The sequence below is a fragment of the Dehalococcoides sp. genome (assembly GCF_041654235.1).
Classification (GTDB): domain Bacteria; phylum Chloroflexota; class Dehalococcoidia; order Dehalococcoidales; family Dehalococcoidaceae; genus Dehalococcoides; species Dehalococcoides mccartyi_B.
In genome coordinates this window covers 13,265-26,294 of record NZ_JBAZDW010000016.1, presented here as the reverse complement: position 1 = coordinate 26,294, position 13,030 = coordinate 13,265, and the positions used below count along the sequence as shown (strand labels likewise).

The following is a 13,030-nucleotide window of genomic DNA, read 5'->3' as shown; positions in this document are numbered from 1 at the left end:
AGGGTATCAATGTATTTAATGACCTCTATCTTGTGGGGGATGGTCACATTCAGACCGCGTATATTCAGAGGACGCATGCTGGCAATTACGTTTTGCAGGTCTTCAGGTTTGGCTGCAATAGTCAAATATAAATAATTCAGCTTGCAGTGTTTGAAGGCAGCATTTTGCATAGCCGGTGAGACGGAGTGACTTACCGGATAACCAATAATCCCGAATAATGCATCAGGTATGGTTTGCATAATTTACCGACCGGTAGATTTCAATCATTTGAGCCAGGGTCATCTGACCTGATGCAGACTTATTGCCGTCATTCAGGCTGGCGTAGGTAAAAGGGCTTCCGGCCAGCGGGCAGAGTATACGGCTCAGAATGCCCGGTTCCCCCATGGCAAAAGCGACAATTTTCTTATCCGGTATCTCCTTTGTCAGATTAAGCAGGTTAATATTATCATTTATTGAGGTGGCAGTGGTAATTACCTTATATATGTCCGCCTGGTGGGTGAGCATATCCTTTAGGAGCGTCTTAAGCTTGGCCGCAGAAGGAGTATCAGTAAAGTTGTGATGGGATAACAAGCACTTTGCCTGTGGTCTGAGCCGCCCAAGCACTTCCTCCAGATTGGGGGTGGAATATTCAATATCCAGCATGAAGGCACCGGCGGATGCGGCTTTTTCCAGCCTGTTTATCCGCTCAGCTTCATTTCCTTTAAAACTGCCCCCTTCGGCAGACCTGCGGCAGGTGGCCATAAAGGGTTTGTTAAGTAATACCGCCGTCTCCCGCCAGTTTTCACCCAGCAGATCCAGCCTCAGTTCGTAAAAGGCTGCACCTTCACTCTTCTTCAGGGTCTCAGCCTGAGGAAGCCGGGTTATTACACAGCAGATTGGCGGTATTTTCATTTCATTTCCTCCAGTACGGAAAGAACATCCGGCTTAAGTATATTTTCAGCTATCAAAGCCTCCCCCGGTCTTTTTAAGAGTATAAAGCGGATACGTCCGTCTGATACCTTTTTATCATGATGCATGGCTTCAATAATTTTGTCCGGGTCTATATCCTTGGGGTTGGTGGGTAGCCCGAAATCGGCTATCAGTTTTTCCAGCCGCAAGGCAGTTTCATTTTCGCATAAACCCAGCCTGACCGAGAGTCTGGCGGCAAAACACATGCCGATAGCTACCGCTGCCCCGTGGCTTTGGCTGAAAGACGAGGTGCTTTCCAGTGCGTGCCCCAGAGTGTGCCCGAAATTCAGTATATTTCTGATGCCGCGGTCAGTTTCGTCCCGACAGACTATGCCGGCTTTGATGGTGGCAGTCTGGCTGATAATATCTTCCATAACTTCCGGAGAGCGGTCTTTGACTGCTTGGGTATTTGTTTCCAGCAATCTGAACAACTCACTGCTGCCAATGGCGGCACTCTTTATTATTTCGGCCATGCCGCAGGCAAATTCTTTTTCGGGCAGGGTTTTCAAGCAGCCGGTATCGGCAATGACTAACCTTGGCTGGTAAAAACTGCCTACAATATTCTTGACCCCGCCATGGTTTACCGCCACTTTGCCGCCGATGCTGGAATCTACCTGTGACAGCAGGCTGGTAGGCAGGTGGATAAGCGGGACACCCCGCTGGTAGGTGGCGGCTACAAACCCGCTCAGGTCGCCAATTACCCCGCCGCCCAAAGCCAGTATCGGGGTATTCCTTTCGGCAAAGTGGTTTATTAGCTGGGGATAGATATGGGCGGCCATATCCAGAGTCTTGTGTATTTCGCCCTCAGGAAGTTCCAGAAACAAGCTTTCAATGCCCTTTGATTCAAGGTGTTTTTTCAGCTTTTTACCGTAAATCCTGTTTATATCTATATTGGTGATGACTACCACTCTGTCACAAGGGATAGCTTCCCTTAGGAGAGTGGCTGTTTCAGACAGTAAATCACTTCCTATCAATATCTTGTATTCACGCCCACTTAGATTAAGCCCAATACTTTTCAAGGTTCTTTCCTTATATATATTAGTGTTTTTTCACCAGTTTGTTTATCTGACGGCAGGTGTCAATGAGTTCTTTCAGTTCCGGCGGAGTTATCATTTGGGATGCATCCACCAGAGCTTCTGCCGGGTTGGTATGCACTTCCACCATCAGTCCGTTAGCCCCGGCGGCCATGGCGGCACAGCTCATGCTGTATATCAGATCACGCCGTCCGGTGGCATGGCTGGGGTCAACCATGATGGGCAGGTAGGTTTCCTTTAAGGCTATGGGTACTGCCGCCAAATCCAGATTGTAGCGGGTGAAGCTTTTACCCTTGCCCACCGGCACTATGCCTCTTTCGCACAATATTATATCCTTATTTCCTTCTGCGGCTATATATTCGGCAAAGGAAAGGAATTCTTCCATACTGGCACCGAAGTGGCGTTTGTACATAACGGGTTTGCCTTTTCTGGCCACTGTTGCCAACAGATCCTGATCATACATATTGCGCGAGCCTACCTGTAGTATGTCTACAAATTCGGCTACCAAATCTGCCTGTGATTCGCCCCGCACCTCGGTCATTACTGCCATCTCAAAGCGTTCTCCGGCCTCTTTCAGCCAGGAAAGGGCTTCGGTGGCCTCATCCTTGCCGGCAGAACCCAGCCCCTGGAAAGAATGGACAGATGAGCGGGGTTTGTAAACGCCGCCTCTGAGTATCTGGGCACCGGCCATCTTTGCCCCTTCGGCTATTTTCATCAGGGCTTCTTTGCTTTCCACTGCGCAAGGCCCGGCAATGAAGACCGGCTCGTCTCCGCCGATAATTATATCTTTTACTTTTATCTCACGGGTCATTCCTTCAGCCTGCCACAGGTTTGAGTATTCGCGGCTGATAAGCTTGTACGGGGTTTCCACCATACGGGCTTCCTTGACGCCGGGCAAGCTGGAAAAGTAAGCAAACGGGATAGATTTTTCATCTCCTATAAGGCCGATAATGGTTCTGAATGCCCCCTTTGATACATCGGTCTTGAGACCGCAGCGGCGAACCTCGGCAATTACGTTTTCTAGTTCTTCCTGACTGGCATCTTTTTTCATGATAATCATGGTTTGCTTTCTCCTTTGCTTTTTATACCCGTATAAATCAAAAATCCCCCCGTTGCCTGGGAGGATTTCTAACTTACTAATTGGTGGTTATTGGTTTTTTAGTAAAACGTTATCTCCCAAGCGATCCTATCTTGGTAAAGTAGTAATAGTTTCTAAAGGATTTAACGTTTAACATAGTTGAATGACAATAGCATAGCTGAAAAGGGTTTGTCAAGAGAACTATTTAGTGCTATTATATGTAGTCTTTTTTCCTGGTGGTTGTTATCGGTCGGGCAGCGGATAAGTGCCCTGAGGCAGACGGGGGTGTTCTCCAGCTTCAAACCAGCGGGTTGTCAGTGATGGGTGGAGTTGACATCCATATATTGCTGTGCTAGACTAACTTTCTGTTTGTGGTTAACTTTCAGGTTTGACCATATCCATTATGGTCGCCTTATAGATTTTAAGGATGGGCCTGGCTCATCCTTATTGATTGAAAACGGGAAAATTATTAAAACAGCAATTGTTAACAGGAAGGTACAGTATGCCAACGGTTAATCAGCTAGTAAGAAAAGGGCGCACAAGTGCGGCCAAGAAGTACAAGGCACCTGCGCTGCATTACAGTTTCAATTCTCTGCGCAACAAGGTAGCCTTCGGTGATGGCTCTCCCCAGAAAAGGGGCGTCTGCACCCAGGTAAAAACCACTACTCCTAAAAAGCCGAATTCGGCTTTGCGCAAGATTGCCAGAGTAAGGCTGAGCAACCATATGGAAGTTACTGCTTATATCCCCGGTGAAGGCCATAATCTTCAGGAACACTCTGTGGTTCTGATACGTGGCGGCCGTGTGCCTGACCTACCGGGTGTTCGTTATCACATCATTCGCGGTACTCTTGATACCGCTGGTGTGGCAAATCGGCAGCAGGGTCGCAGCAGATACGGCGCCAAAAAAGGCAAAGCCGCTCCTGCCAAGAAGAAATAACCGGAGATAAAATATGCCTAGAAGAGCACGAAAATTTAAAAGAGCAGTTGCCCCGGATTCCAGGTATAACAGCCTGATGCTTTCCAATTTCATAAACAAGCTTATGATGCACGGCCAGAAGGCCACCGCCCAGAGGATTGTTTATGATGCAATTGATATAATGGGTAAACAGGAAAATAAAGAGGGTTTGGCGGTATTTGAGCAGGGTCTTAAAAATGCCACTCCTTTTATTGAGGTTAAACCCCGCCGTGTAGGCGGTGCTACTTACCAGGTACCTATTGAGGTGCGTCCTGACCGCGCCCAGACCATGGCCATGCGCTGGATTATTAAGGCCGCCCGCAAGCGGACCGGCAAGTCTATGGCTGAAAGATTGGCTTCTGAAATGCTGGAAGCCTCTCGTGAGCAGGGTGCTGCTGTTAAGAAAAGAGAAGAGACCCACAAGATGGCCGAGGCCAACCGTGCTTTCGCCCATTACAGGTGGTAGAGAGAAAATAGGGGGAATTGGGTAACCCTGACGGGTTACCCAGAGTTTAGATAATATGAGCGACAGGAAATACCCTCTGGAGAGGGTTCGTAATATAGGTATCATTGCCCACATAGACGCCGGAAAGACGACTACGACTGAGCGTATCCTTTACCTTACCAAACGTACCCATAAAATCGGCAATATTGACGAGGGTACCACCGTAATGGACTGGATGGAGCAGGAAAAAGCCAGAGGTATAACTATTACTTCTGCCGCTACTTCTGCTTACTGGAATGGGCATCACCTTAACATTATAGATACTCCCGGACATGTGGATTTTACCGCTGAGGTTGAGCGCAGTCTGCGTGTACTTGATGGCGGGGTGGTGGTATTTGACGGAGTGGCCGGTGTTGAAGCCCAGTCTGAAACTGTATGGCGTCAGGCCAGCCGCTATGGTGTACCCCGTATCTGCTTTATTAACAAGATGGACCGCACCGGTGCTAATTACGAACGTACTCTGGGTATGATTGCAGAACGCCTTAAGGCCAAATATCTGCCTCTTCAGATACCCATTGGTTGTGCTGAAACTTTCCGCGGCAACTGTGACTTGCTTGATTTCAAGTGTTACGGTATGGATAACAGCCCGGAAGAACCTGTTGAAACATTTGATTTGCCCGCTGCTGAAAAAGAACGGGCTGTGAAATTCCGCAATATGATGATAGAGCGTCTGGCTGAAGAAGATGACGAGGTTATGGAAGCCTATCTGGCCGGTGAAGAACTGCCGATAGAAAAGCTGAAAGCCGCTATCCGCCGGGTATGTTTGGCCAATAAAGCCATTCCCATATTCTGCGGCACTTCTCTTCGCAACAAGGGCGTAAAAAGACTGCTGGATGCGGTCTGTGACTATCTGCCTTCACCTTTGGACATTCCGGCTATGAAAGGGACTGATCCTAAAACTGGTGAATCGATAGAGCGTCATACCAGTGACACCGAGCCTTTCTCCGCTCTGGCTTTTAAGATTGTATCCGACCCGTTTGTAGGTCGTCTGGTATACTTCCGGATTTACTCCGGTAGCATTTCAGCCGGCTCCGGTGCTTATAACAGCACCCGCGGTGAGCGTGAACGCATAGGCCGTCTTATCCGTATGCATGCCAATGACCGTGAAGAGATTGAGTATGCTGATGCGGGTGAAATCGTGGCCAGTCTGGGTCTTCGCAATACCTTTACCGGTGACACCCTGTGCGACCAGAATGCTCCGATTTTGCTTGAAAACATCAAGTTCCCTGAACCGGTTATCAATTTGGCCATAGAGCCTAAGACCCGTTCGGACCAGGACAAGATGACTGAAGGTCTGCAGAAACTGGCTGAAGAAGATCCTACTTTCAAGGTCAAGTTTGATGATGAAACCGGACAAACTGTTATATATGGTATGGGAGAACTTCACCTTGATGTGCTGGTCAGCCGGTTGCTGTCTGAGTTCAAGGTTAATGCAGGCGTGGGTAAACCCCGCGTAGCGTACCGTGAGGCCATTACCGCCCATGCCAAGGCACAGGGTAAATTTGTCCGCCAGTCCGGTGGTCGCGGTCAATATGGTGATGTTACTATTGAGATTGAACCCCGTGAGCGCGGCGCAGGTTACGAATTTGTTGATAACGTTAAGGGTGGGGCTATACCCCGCAACTTCCTGATGGCGGCAGAGTCCGGTATCAGGGATACGTTGGAGACTGGTGTATATGCCGGTTACCCCATGGTTGATGTAAAAGTAATCGCCACTGATGGTAGCTACCATGATGTAGACTCTAATGAAAATGCTTTCAAGATGGCTGGTTCCATGGCTATCAAAGCGGCTGTTGCCAAGGCAAAACCGATACTGCTTGAGCCCATTATGAAACTTGAAGCAGTCACTCCTGAGGAATATATGGGTGATGTTATCGGTGACCTGAATTCACGCCGGGGGCAGATTATATCAGTAGAACCCAGTCCTGAAACTACCGTTATCACTGGCACGGTGCCTTTGGCTGAAAGCTTTGGTTATACTACGGATCTTCGGTCAGTAACCAAGGGACGGGCTACTTTCTCTATGGAGTTTGAATCTTATCGTGAAATGCCAGGCGAATTGGCCACACAGGTCGTTGAAGCCTCCGGCAAGAAATAAGTATACTGGTTAGGGTGATATTGTATGACTAAACAAAAAATCAGGATAAAACTCAAAGGCTTTGACCACAAGATTCTGGATCAGTCTGCATTGCAGATTGTAGAAGCTCTGGAACGGACAGGGGCTACTATATCAGGGCCGGTTCCTCTGCCTACACGTATCCAGCGTTACAGTGTCATACGCGCATCCTTTATTGATAAGGATTCACAGGAACAGTTTGAGATAAGGACTCATAAACGTCTTATTGACATAGTGGAAACTACATCTAAGACTATTGATGCCTTAACCAATCTGAACCTCCCAGCTGGCGTAAGCATAGATATTAAACTTTAGGAACGAATATGATTCAAGGTATTATCGGTAAAAAAATCGGTATGACCCAGATATTCCAAGAGGACGGCAAGGCTCAGCCGGTCACCTTGGTGGAGGCTGGTCCGTGTGTAGTGGTCCAGGTCAAGACCGAAAAGCAGGACGGCTATGAGGCTGTTCAGCTAGGTTACGGCAAGGCCAAGCATATCACTTCGGCTGTAAAGGGCCAGTGCAGAGGCTTTGGTGAATTCAAAGTGCTGCGCGAAGTAGATGTTGATGATATTGCGGCGGTCAGTGTCGGTGACCAGATTACGGTCAGTGACTTTAAGGACGGCGAAAAGATAGACGCCAGTGGCGTCTCCAGAGGGCGTGGTTTCTCAGGCGTTGTAAAACGCTGGCATTTTGCCGGTGGTCCCAAAACCCATGGTCAATCTGACCGTCATAGGGCTCCGGGTTCCATCGGTTCCACCACCACCCCCGGCCGTATTTATAAGGGCAAGCACATGGCGGGTCACATGGGGAACGAGGCGGTTACTATCCGCAATCTGGTTGTGCTTAAAACCGACGCAGAGAAAAATCTGCTGATGGTCAAGGGCGCTATCCCCGGTGGCAAGAATACTATAATATTAATTAAGAAAACGGGTAAATAAACGTGGAAATTCCTGTTTATAACGCATCCGGAGAAATCGTAAAGAATATCAATATCAGTGAAGACGTCTTTGGCGTACCCTTCAATGAAGCTCTGGTTCATCAGGCTTTTGTAGCCCAGCAGGCGAATGCCCGCCAGGGTACTCAGTCAACCAAGACCAGAGGTGAAGTTCAGGGTTCAAGCCGCAAGATATATCGTCAGAAGGGTACCGGTAATGCCCGCATGGGTACCAACCGCTCACCCGTCAGGCGGCACGGCGGCGTGGCCTTTGGTCCTCGCCCCAGAGACTTCAGCAAGGATCTTCCCAAAAAGATGCGCCGTCAGGCCATCAGGTGTGTGTTGTCCTTTAAGCTGGAGAGCGGCGAACTGAAGGTTATTGACCAACTTAGCTTTGATGAACCTAAAACCAGAGATATGGCAAAAATACTGACAGCTCTTCAGGTAATCTCGCCCACTCTTATAGCGGTAGATAATCCTGATACCAATTTTATCAAGTCTGCTCGCAATATACCGGCAGTCAAGACCACTCCGGCTAATTTGTTGAACATATCTGATATGCTCAAGAATAAGCAACTGGTTATGACTGAAGAAGCGGTACGTCAGGTTGAAGAACTCTGGGGTCAGCGCTCAGGCTAAGGAGAAGGAACAATGAATTTATATGAAGTATTGCGCCGACCGTTAATATCTGAAAAGAACAGTGTTCATGCTACGCAGAATAAGTACGCTTTTGAAATAGCCAAGGGGGCTAACAAGCGTATGGTAAAGCTGGCAGTGGAGCAGGCCTTTAATGTAACGGTTGAAGATGTAAATATGCTTCACATACCGGGCAAGCAAAAGCGGATGGGTCGCAATCTAATCCAAACCGCAGGGTTGCGTAAAGCCATCATCACTCTCAAAGAGGGTGATAAGATAACTCTATTTGAGGGTGTTTAGTCAAGGAAAGGGTGGTTGATATAAAGTGGCAATAAAGATATATCGCCCTACTTCCCCGGGCCGCCGGCATCACAGTGTTTCCTCCTTTGAGGAAATTACTAAGAGCCGGCCGGAGAGAGCTCTCTTGGTTTCGGTCAAGAATGATTCAGGCCGAAATAACCAGGGGCGCGTAACCGTTCGCCATAGGGGTGGTGGTAGCAAAACACAGATTCGCGTTATAGATTTCAAACGTAATAAGCTGGATGTGCCTGGAAGAGTGGCCGCTATCGAGTATGATCCTAACAGGACTGCCCGTATAGCTCTGGTCTTCTACACTGATGGTGAGAAACGCTATATTTTGGCTCCTTCAGATTTGAAGGTTGGCGATGTGATTATGGCGGGTGAAAATGCTGAGCCCAAGAGCGGCAATGCTCTGCCTCTCAGTTCCATACCCACCGGTACATTCATTCATAATATTGAGATTATCAAGGGCAAGGGCGGCATAATGGTACGCAGTGCCGGTGCTGCCGCTCAGCTGATGGCTAAAGAGGATGATTATGCGCTTGTGCGTTTGCCTTCCGGTGAAATGCGCAAGGTGCGGAGTGATTGCTCTGCTACCGTAGGCCAGATTGGCAATATAGAGCATGGTACCCTTGAAATAGGTAAGGCTGGGCGCAACCGCCACTTGGGTTGGAGACCGACTGTCAGAGGTTCTGCCATGTCACCCAACAACCATCCTCACGGCGGTGGTGAATGTCGCTGTCCTATTGGTATGACCGGGCCGAAAACTCCCTGGGGTAAACCGGCTTTGGGTTATCGTACCCGCAAGGCTAAATACTCTGACAAACTTATCGTGAAGCGGAGGGGGTAAAGAATAATGTCACGTTCTGTTAAAAAAGGGCCGGCTCTTTGCCCTAAACTTATGAAAAAAGTGGAGGTAGCCAGTGCTACCAACCAGAAGTCCATTATCAAGACTTGGGCTCGCTGGTCCACCATTACCCCGCTCATGGTTGGTTTGAATGTGGGTGTACATGACGGCAGACGCCACGTGCCCATATACATAACCGAAAACATGGTAGGGCATAAGCTGGGAGAATTTACCACCACCAGAAATTTCCGCGGTCATGCTAAAGCGGAAAAGGTATCTCAGGTAAAATAGTGAAGTTAACCGGGTAGGGTAGGTTATAAAATGGAAGTAAAAGCAATAGTAAAGGACACCGGATATTCAGCGCTTAAGGTAAGACTGTGCGTTGATCTGGTCCGTGGCAAGAAAGTAAGTGAGGCTATTACATTGCTTCGCTTTATGACCTCGCCTACGGCCAAGGTAGTATCCAAAGTAATAAAATCAGCCGCAGCTAATGCGGAGAATAATTTCCAAATGAATCCGGCTGATTTAAAAATATCACAGATTTATGCAGATGAAGCGCGAATGCTCAAGCGGATGCGTCCTCAGGCCAGAGGCCGGGTTTCGCCAATATTAAAGCGCTCCAGCCATATAACTGTTGTCGTGGCTGACTAGGAGGGTTAATGGGACGCAAAGTTCATCCAATCGGGTTTAGACTTGGCATTATTAAAGACTGGAGTGCTAAATGGCACGCCAGTGATAAAAACTTTGCCGAATGCCTTACTGAAGATCTTAAACTTCGCAAGGCTATCTCAAAGAAGTATGTAGATGCCGCTATCTCTCAGGTAGATATTGAGCGCCAGTCCAACAAAGTGACCGTTTCCGTCCGGACTGCACGGCCGGGTATTGTAATCGGACGCGGCGGTCAGCGTGTTGATGAAATGCGCCATTTCCTGGAAGATTTAATTGGCAAAAAGGTTCAGTTGAATATTGTAGAAATATCTCAGGCTGAGCTTGACGCCTTTCTGGTTGCCCGGAGTGTGGCAGAGCAGATTGAACGCCGTGTTGCTTACAGGCGTGCCATGAAGCAAGCCATTTTCCGCAGCATGCAGGCTGGTGCCAAGGGTATTAAAATATGTGCCTCAGGTCGTCTGGGCGGCGTAGAAATTGCCCGGCGCGAGGTAATGCACGAGGGGCGTGTTCCTTTGCACACCCTGAGAGCTGACATTGATTACGGATGCACCAGGGCTCACACTGCCCTTGGTGATGTAGGTATAAAGGTATGGGTATACCGTGGTGATATCCTGCCCGAAGCTAAAGAGAAATCTGAATCCGAAGTAACGGAAATGGCTGCTGTTATGGCTGATGCTCCTGCCGCAGTTGTTACCGAAACCAAGGTTGCTGATATTGCGGCCAAACCCAAGAGGGTTGTTAAGAAGGCCGAAGCTGAGATTCCCGCTGAAGAAAAACCCAAGCGTGTAGTCAAAAAAGCTGAGAACATAACCAAGGAAGAGGAATAATATGCTCCAACCCAAGCGTGTTAAGTTTAGGAAGGTACAGCGCGGGCGTCGTGACGGGGCTGCCCATAAAGGCAACACAGTTGCTTTCGGTGAATTTGCTTTGCAGTCTCTTGAGGCCGGCTGGATTACCGCCCGCCAGATAGAGGCTACACGCCGGGCAATCACCCGTTATATCCGCCGCGGCGGTCAGGTTTGGATACGGATTTTCCCTGACAAACCCATTACCAAGAAACCGGCTGAAACCCGTCAGGGTGGAGGTAAAGGTGCTCCGGAAGAATGGGTAGCGGTAGTAAGGCGTGGCCGGATAATGTTTGAAATCGGCGGGGTAACCCCTGAAGCAGCCAAAGAGGCTATGCGGCTTGCGTCTTATAAAATGCCGGTAAAGACCCGTTTTGTGGCTCGTGATATACCCGTAGTTGCGGGAGAAACTGAAGTTGAGGAGGCTGAGTAATATGAATATAAGTGATATTCGCGGCCTTTCTGATACTGAAATAAAGAAGAAGCTTGAAGATTCCCATAAGGAGCTTTTTGAGCTCAGACTGAAGCTTTCTACCAGGCAGTTAGTAAATCACCGAGAGCTTCCCCGGGTAAAAAATGACATTGCCCGCATTCTAACCGTAATGCGTGAGCGCGAACTGCAGATAAGGTAGGACTGATATGGAGATAAAAAACAAAACCCGAATCGGTCATGTGATCAGCGATAAGATGGAAAAAACCATTGTGGTGGGTATTGATGTAGTCAAACGTCATCCCCTTTACAAAAAGACTTATCGCCGGACTATGAAATATCTGGTTCATGATGAAAAAAACGAAGCTAAAATTGGTGATATGATTGAAATAGTTGAATGCCGCCCCATCTCTAAGGGGAAATACTGGCGGCTCAGCAAGATAATCACCAAGGGCCACATTGTTGCGGCTCAGGAAGCATAGTTCTGGAGAGAAGAGATGGTTCAACAGTATACCAGGTTAAACGTAGCAGATAATACCGGCGCTAAGAAAATAATGTGCATCAACGTTTTGGGCGGAAGCCACAAAATACAAGCTAAAGTTGGTGATGTTATAGTAGCTGCGGTAAAAAAATCCAGCCCTGATGCCCAGGCTAAATCCGGCACGGTGGTAAAGGCTGTTGTGGTACGCATTACCAAGCCTTATGCCCGCCCGGATGGCTCTTATATAAAGTTTGATGATAACGCTGCAGTTATTCTGAATGACAAGATGGAGCCCAAAGGCACCCGTATTTTTGGCCCGGTGGCCCGCGAGCTTCGTGATAAAAAATTCACCAAGATCTTGTCGCTGGCGCCTGAGGTATTGTAGAGGTACTTAGATGAGACTGAAGAAAAACGATAACGTGCTGGTAATTGCCGGTAAGGACAAGGGTAAAACCGGTAAGGTTCGTTACGCCTATCCCCGTACTGACAGAGTACTAGTGGAGGGCGTGAACATGATAAAGCGGCATTCACGTGCCAAAGGTCAGGCCAAACAGGCCGGCATTATTGAACGTGAAGCTCCTTTACATGTTTCAAATTTGATGTTGCTTTGCAGTAAATGCAACAAACCGGCTCGTATTGGCAGCCGGGAATTGGCGGACGGTAAAAGTGTACGCTACTGCAAATCCTGCAATGAGGTAATTGACTAATGCTTAAGGTAGAGGAACGTTACACTAACGCTGTACCTGAACTTCAAAAGTTCTTCAATTATGGGAATATTATGCAGGTGCCCAAGCTGGTAAAAGTGGTTATAAACACCGGTGTAGGCGAGGCTGTATCCAACTCCAAGGCAATGGAAACTGCGGAAGCAGACATTGTTGCCATTGCTGGGCAGCATCCCGTAGTCACCCGTGCCAAACGTTCTGTTGCCAACTTTAAGCTGAGGGCCGGTATGCCCATCGGTTTAAAGGTCACCCTGCGCGGCCAGAGGATGTATGATTTCCTTAACAAATTGTTCTTCATTACTCTGCCCCGTGTACGAGATTTTCAGGGCGTTCCCAATACCGCTTTTGATGAGCGTGGCAACTACACTTTAGGTTTTAAAGACCATTCGGTTTTCCCTGAGATTGATTTTAACAAGATTGAGAAACCGCGCGGTCTGGAAATTTGTATTGTAACTACCGCCAACACACCTGAAGAAGGCAAGAAGCTCTTGGAACTCTTGGGCATGCCTCTCAGTAAGGATTAGAGG

21 protein-coding genes are annotated in these 13,030 nt (G+C 48.3%); 17 read left to right on the top strand and 4 right to left on the bottom strand.

Translation table 11 applies throughout. The features are described 5' to 3' along the window. The 4 genes from WC259_RS03445 to aroF all read right to left on the bottom strand — a co-directional run. Window positions 1-239, bottom strand: a 239-nt coding sequence (locus WC259_RS03445) for a shikimate dehydrogenase (RefSeq protein ID WP_372643184.1), incomplete at its 3' end; no start/stop codon positions are given. Beyond that, entirely contained in the window at window positions 223-891 is a 669-nt protein-coding gene (aroD, locus tag WC259_RS03440) for a type I 3-dehydroquinate dehydratase (protein WP_372643181.1), read from the bottom strand. The genes WC259_RS03445 and aroD, both read right to left, overlap by 17 nt. Continuing rightward, window positions 888-1,967 (bottom strand): 3-dehydroquinate synthase, encoded by a 1,080-nt coding sequence (gene aroB, locus WC259_RS03435; protein ID WP_372643178.1) that lies wholly within the window; start codon window positions 1,965-1,967, stop codon window positions 888-890. Before aroB ends, aroD begins: the two co-directional genes overlap by 4 nt. 19 nt (window positions 1,968-1,986) lie before the next feature. Then, window positions 1,987-3,042, bottom strand: coding sequence for a 3-deoxy-7-phosphoheptulonate synthase (gene aroF / locus WC259_RS03430; protein WP_011308990.1), 1,056 nt, complete (start codon window positions 3,040-3,042; stop codon window positions 1,987-1,989). 520 nt (window positions 3,043-3,562) lie between these two features. Between aroF and rpsL the strand changes: the two genes are divergently transcribed. From rpsL to rplE, 17 genes are read left to right on the top strand one after another with little or no spacing between them, the layout of a single operon-like run. Next, window positions 3,563-3,997: a 30S ribosomal protein S12 gene (rpsL, locus tag WC259_RS03425; protein ID WP_011308992.1), complete on the top strand. Its 435-nt coding sequence runs from the start codon at window positions 3,563-3,565 to the stop codon at window positions 3,995-3,997. Between the two features lie 13 nt (window positions 3,998-4,010). Then, window positions 4,011-4,481, top strand: coding sequence for a 30S ribosomal protein S7 (gene rpsG, locus WC259_RS03420; RefSeq protein ID WP_011308993.1), 471 nt, complete (start codon window positions 4,011-4,013; stop codon window positions 4,479-4,481). 55 nt (window positions 4,482-4,536) lie between these two features. Beyond that, on the top strand, window positions 4,537-6,618 hold the full coding sequence (gene fusA, locus WC259_RS03415) for an elongation factor G (RefSeq protein ID WP_015406957.1): 2,082 nt from the start codon (window positions 4,537-4,539) through the stop codon (window positions 6,616-6,618). 24 nt (window positions 6,619-6,642) lie between these two features. Further along, a complete protein-coding gene (gene rpsJ / locus WC259_RS03410) occupies window positions 6,643-6,951 on the top strand; it encodes a 30S ribosomal protein S10 (protein WP_012984208.1) in 309 nt (102 codons plus the stop codon). 8 nt (window positions 6,952-6,959) lie between these two features. Further along, entirely contained in the window at window positions 6,960-7,577 is a 618-nt protein-coding gene (gene rplC, locus WC259_RS03405) for a 50S ribosomal protein L3 (protein ID WP_011308996.1), read from the top strand. A gap of 2 nt (window positions 7,578-7,579) precedes the next feature. Beyond that, window positions 7,580-8,212, top strand: coding sequence for a 50S ribosomal protein L4 (rplD, locus tag WC259_RS03400; RefSeq protein ID WP_011308997.1), 633 nt, complete (start codon window positions 7,580-7,582; stop codon window positions 8,210-8,212). Window positions 8,213-8,224: 12 nt separating this feature from the next. Further along, complete coding sequence (gene rplW / locus WC259_RS03395; RefSeq protein ID WP_011308998.1) at window positions 8,225-8,509, top strand: 50S ribosomal protein L23; 285 nt, start codon at window positions 8,225-8,227, stop codon at window positions 8,507-8,509. 25 nt (window positions 8,510-8,534) lie between these two features. Beyond that, on the top strand, window positions 8,535-9,359 hold the full coding sequence (gene rplB, locus WC259_RS03390; protein WP_011308999.1) for a 50S ribosomal protein L2: 825 nt from the start codon (window positions 8,535-8,537) through the stop codon (window positions 9,357-9,359). Window positions 9,360-9,365: 6 nt separating this feature from the next. After that, window positions 9,366-9,647 (top strand): 30S ribosomal protein S19, encoded by a 282-nt coding sequence (gene rpsS, locus WC259_RS03385; RefSeq protein ID WP_011309000.1) that lies wholly within the window; start codon window positions 9,366-9,368, stop codon window positions 9,645-9,647. Window positions 9,648-9,677: 30 nt separating this feature from the next. After that, the gene (rplV, locus tag WC259_RS03380; protein ID WP_011309001.1) at window positions 9,678-10,007 is read left to right on the top strand and encodes a 50S ribosomal protein L22; all 330 of its coding nucleotides are present in this window, start codon (window positions 9,678-9,680) and stop codon (window positions 10,005-10,007) included. 8 nt (window positions 10,008-10,015) lie between these two features. Then, on the top strand, window positions 10,016-10,852 hold the full coding sequence (gene rpsC, locus WC259_RS03375; protein ID WP_011309002.1) for a 30S ribosomal protein S3: 837 nt from the start codon (window positions 10,016-10,018) through the stop codon (window positions 10,850-10,852). A gap of 1 nt (window position 10,853) precedes the next feature. Beyond that, window positions 10,854-11,303 (top strand): 50S ribosomal protein L16, encoded by a 450-nt coding sequence (rplP, locus tag WC259_RS03370; RefSeq protein WP_011309003.1) that lies wholly within the window; start codon window positions 10,854-10,856, stop codon window positions 11,301-11,303. 1 nt (window position 11,304) lies between these two features. Beyond that, window positions 11,305-11,502 carry a 50S ribosomal protein L29 gene (gene rpmC, locus WC259_RS03365; RefSeq protein ID WP_011309004.1) on the top strand — a complete coding sequence of 66 codons (198 nt, stop codon included), beginning with the start codon at window positions 11,305-11,307 and terminating at the stop codon, window positions 11,500-11,502. Between the two features lie 7 nt (window positions 11,503-11,509). Next, window positions 11,510-11,782 (top strand): 30S ribosomal protein S17, encoded by a 273-nt coding sequence (gene rpsQ, locus WC259_RS03360; RefSeq protein ID WP_011309005.1) that lies wholly within the window; start codon window positions 11,510-11,512, stop codon window positions 11,780-11,782. A gap of 15 nt (window positions 11,783-11,797) precedes the next feature. After that, window positions 11,798-12,166: a 50S ribosomal protein L14 gene (gene rplN, locus WC259_RS03355; protein WP_011309006.1), complete on the top strand. Its 369-nt coding sequence runs from the start codon at window positions 11,798-11,800 to the stop codon at window positions 12,164-12,166. Window positions 12,167-12,176: 10 nt separating this feature from the next. Further along, window positions 12,177-12,488 (top strand): 50S ribosomal protein L24, encoded by a 312-nt coding sequence (gene rplX / locus WC259_RS03350; RefSeq protein ID WP_011309007.1) that lies wholly within the window; start codon window positions 12,177-12,179, stop codon window positions 12,486-12,488. After that, complete coding sequence (gene rplE, locus WC259_RS03345; RefSeq protein ID WP_058316971.1) at window positions 12,488-13,027, top strand: 50S ribosomal protein L5; 540 nt, start codon at window positions 12,488-12,490, stop codon at window positions 13,025-13,027. The genes rplX and rplE overlap by 1 nt, the downstream gene beginning before the upstream one ends. Window positions 13,028-13,030 lie beyond the last annotated feature (3 nt).

Excerpts from the sequence above, each read along its gene's own strand:
- aroD (WP_372643181.1), bottom strand. The coding sequence starts at position 891 with ATGAAAATACCGCCAATCTGCTGTGTAATAACCCGGCTTCCTCAGGCT.
- aroF (WP_011308990.1), bottom strand. The coding sequence starts at position 3,042 with ATGATTATCATGAAAAAAGATGCCAGTCAGGAAGAACTAGAAAACGTA.
- rpsL (WP_011308992.1), top strand. The coding sequence starts at position 3,563 with ATGCCAACGGTTAATCAGCTAGTAAGAAAAGGGCGCACAAGTGCGGCC.
- rpsG (WP_011308993.1), top strand. The coding sequence starts at position 4,011 with ATGCCTAGAAGAGCACGAAAATTTAAAAGAGCAGTTGCCCCGGATTCC.
- fusA (WP_015406957.1), top strand. The coding sequence starts at position 4,537 with ATGAGCGACAGGAAATACCCTCTGGAGAGGGTTCGTAATATAGGTATC.
- rpsJ (WP_012984208.1), top strand. The coding sequence starts at position 6,643 with ATGACTAAACAAAAAATCAGGATAAAACTCAAAGGCTTTGACCACAAG.
- rplC (WP_011308996.1), top strand. The coding sequence starts at position 6,960 with ATGATTCAAGGTATTATCGGTAAAAAAATCGGTATGACCCAGATATTC.
- rplW (WP_011308998.1), top strand. The coding sequence starts at position 8,225 with ATGAATTTATATGAAGTATTGCGCCGACCGTTAATATCTGAAAAGAAC.
- rpsS (WP_011309000.1), top strand. The coding sequence starts at position 9,366 with ATGTCACGTTCTGTTAAAAAAGGGCCGGCTCTTTGCCCTAAACTTATG.
- rplV (WP_011309001.1), top strand. The coding sequence starts at position 9,678 with ATGGAAGTAAAAGCAATAGTAAAGGACACCGGATATTCAGCGCTTAAG.
- rpsC (WP_011309002.1), top strand. The coding sequence starts at position 10,016 with ATGGGACGCAAAGTTCATCCAATCGGGTTTAGACTTGGCATTATTAAA.
- rplP (WP_011309003.1), top strand. The coding sequence starts at position 10,854 with ATGCTCCAACCCAAGCGTGTTAAGTTTAGGAAGGTACAGCGCGGGCGT.
- rpmC (WP_011309004.1), top strand. The coding sequence starts at position 11,305 with ATGAATATAAGTGATATTCGCGGCCTTTCTGATACTGAAATAAAGAAG.
- rpsQ (WP_011309005.1), top strand. The coding sequence starts at position 11,510 with ATGGAGATAAAAAACAAAACCCGAATCGGTCATGTGATCAGCGATAAG.
- rplN (WP_011309006.1), top strand. The coding sequence starts at position 11,798 with ATGGTTCAACAGTATACCAGGTTAAACGTAGCAGATAATACCGGCGCT.
- rplX (WP_011309007.1), top strand. The coding sequence starts at position 12,177 with ATGAGACTGAAGAAAAACGATAACGTGCTGGTAATTGCCGGTAAGGAC.
- rplE (WP_058316971.1), top strand. The coding sequence starts at position 12,488 with ATGCTTAAGGTAGAGGAACGTTACACTAACGCTGTACCTGAACTTCAA.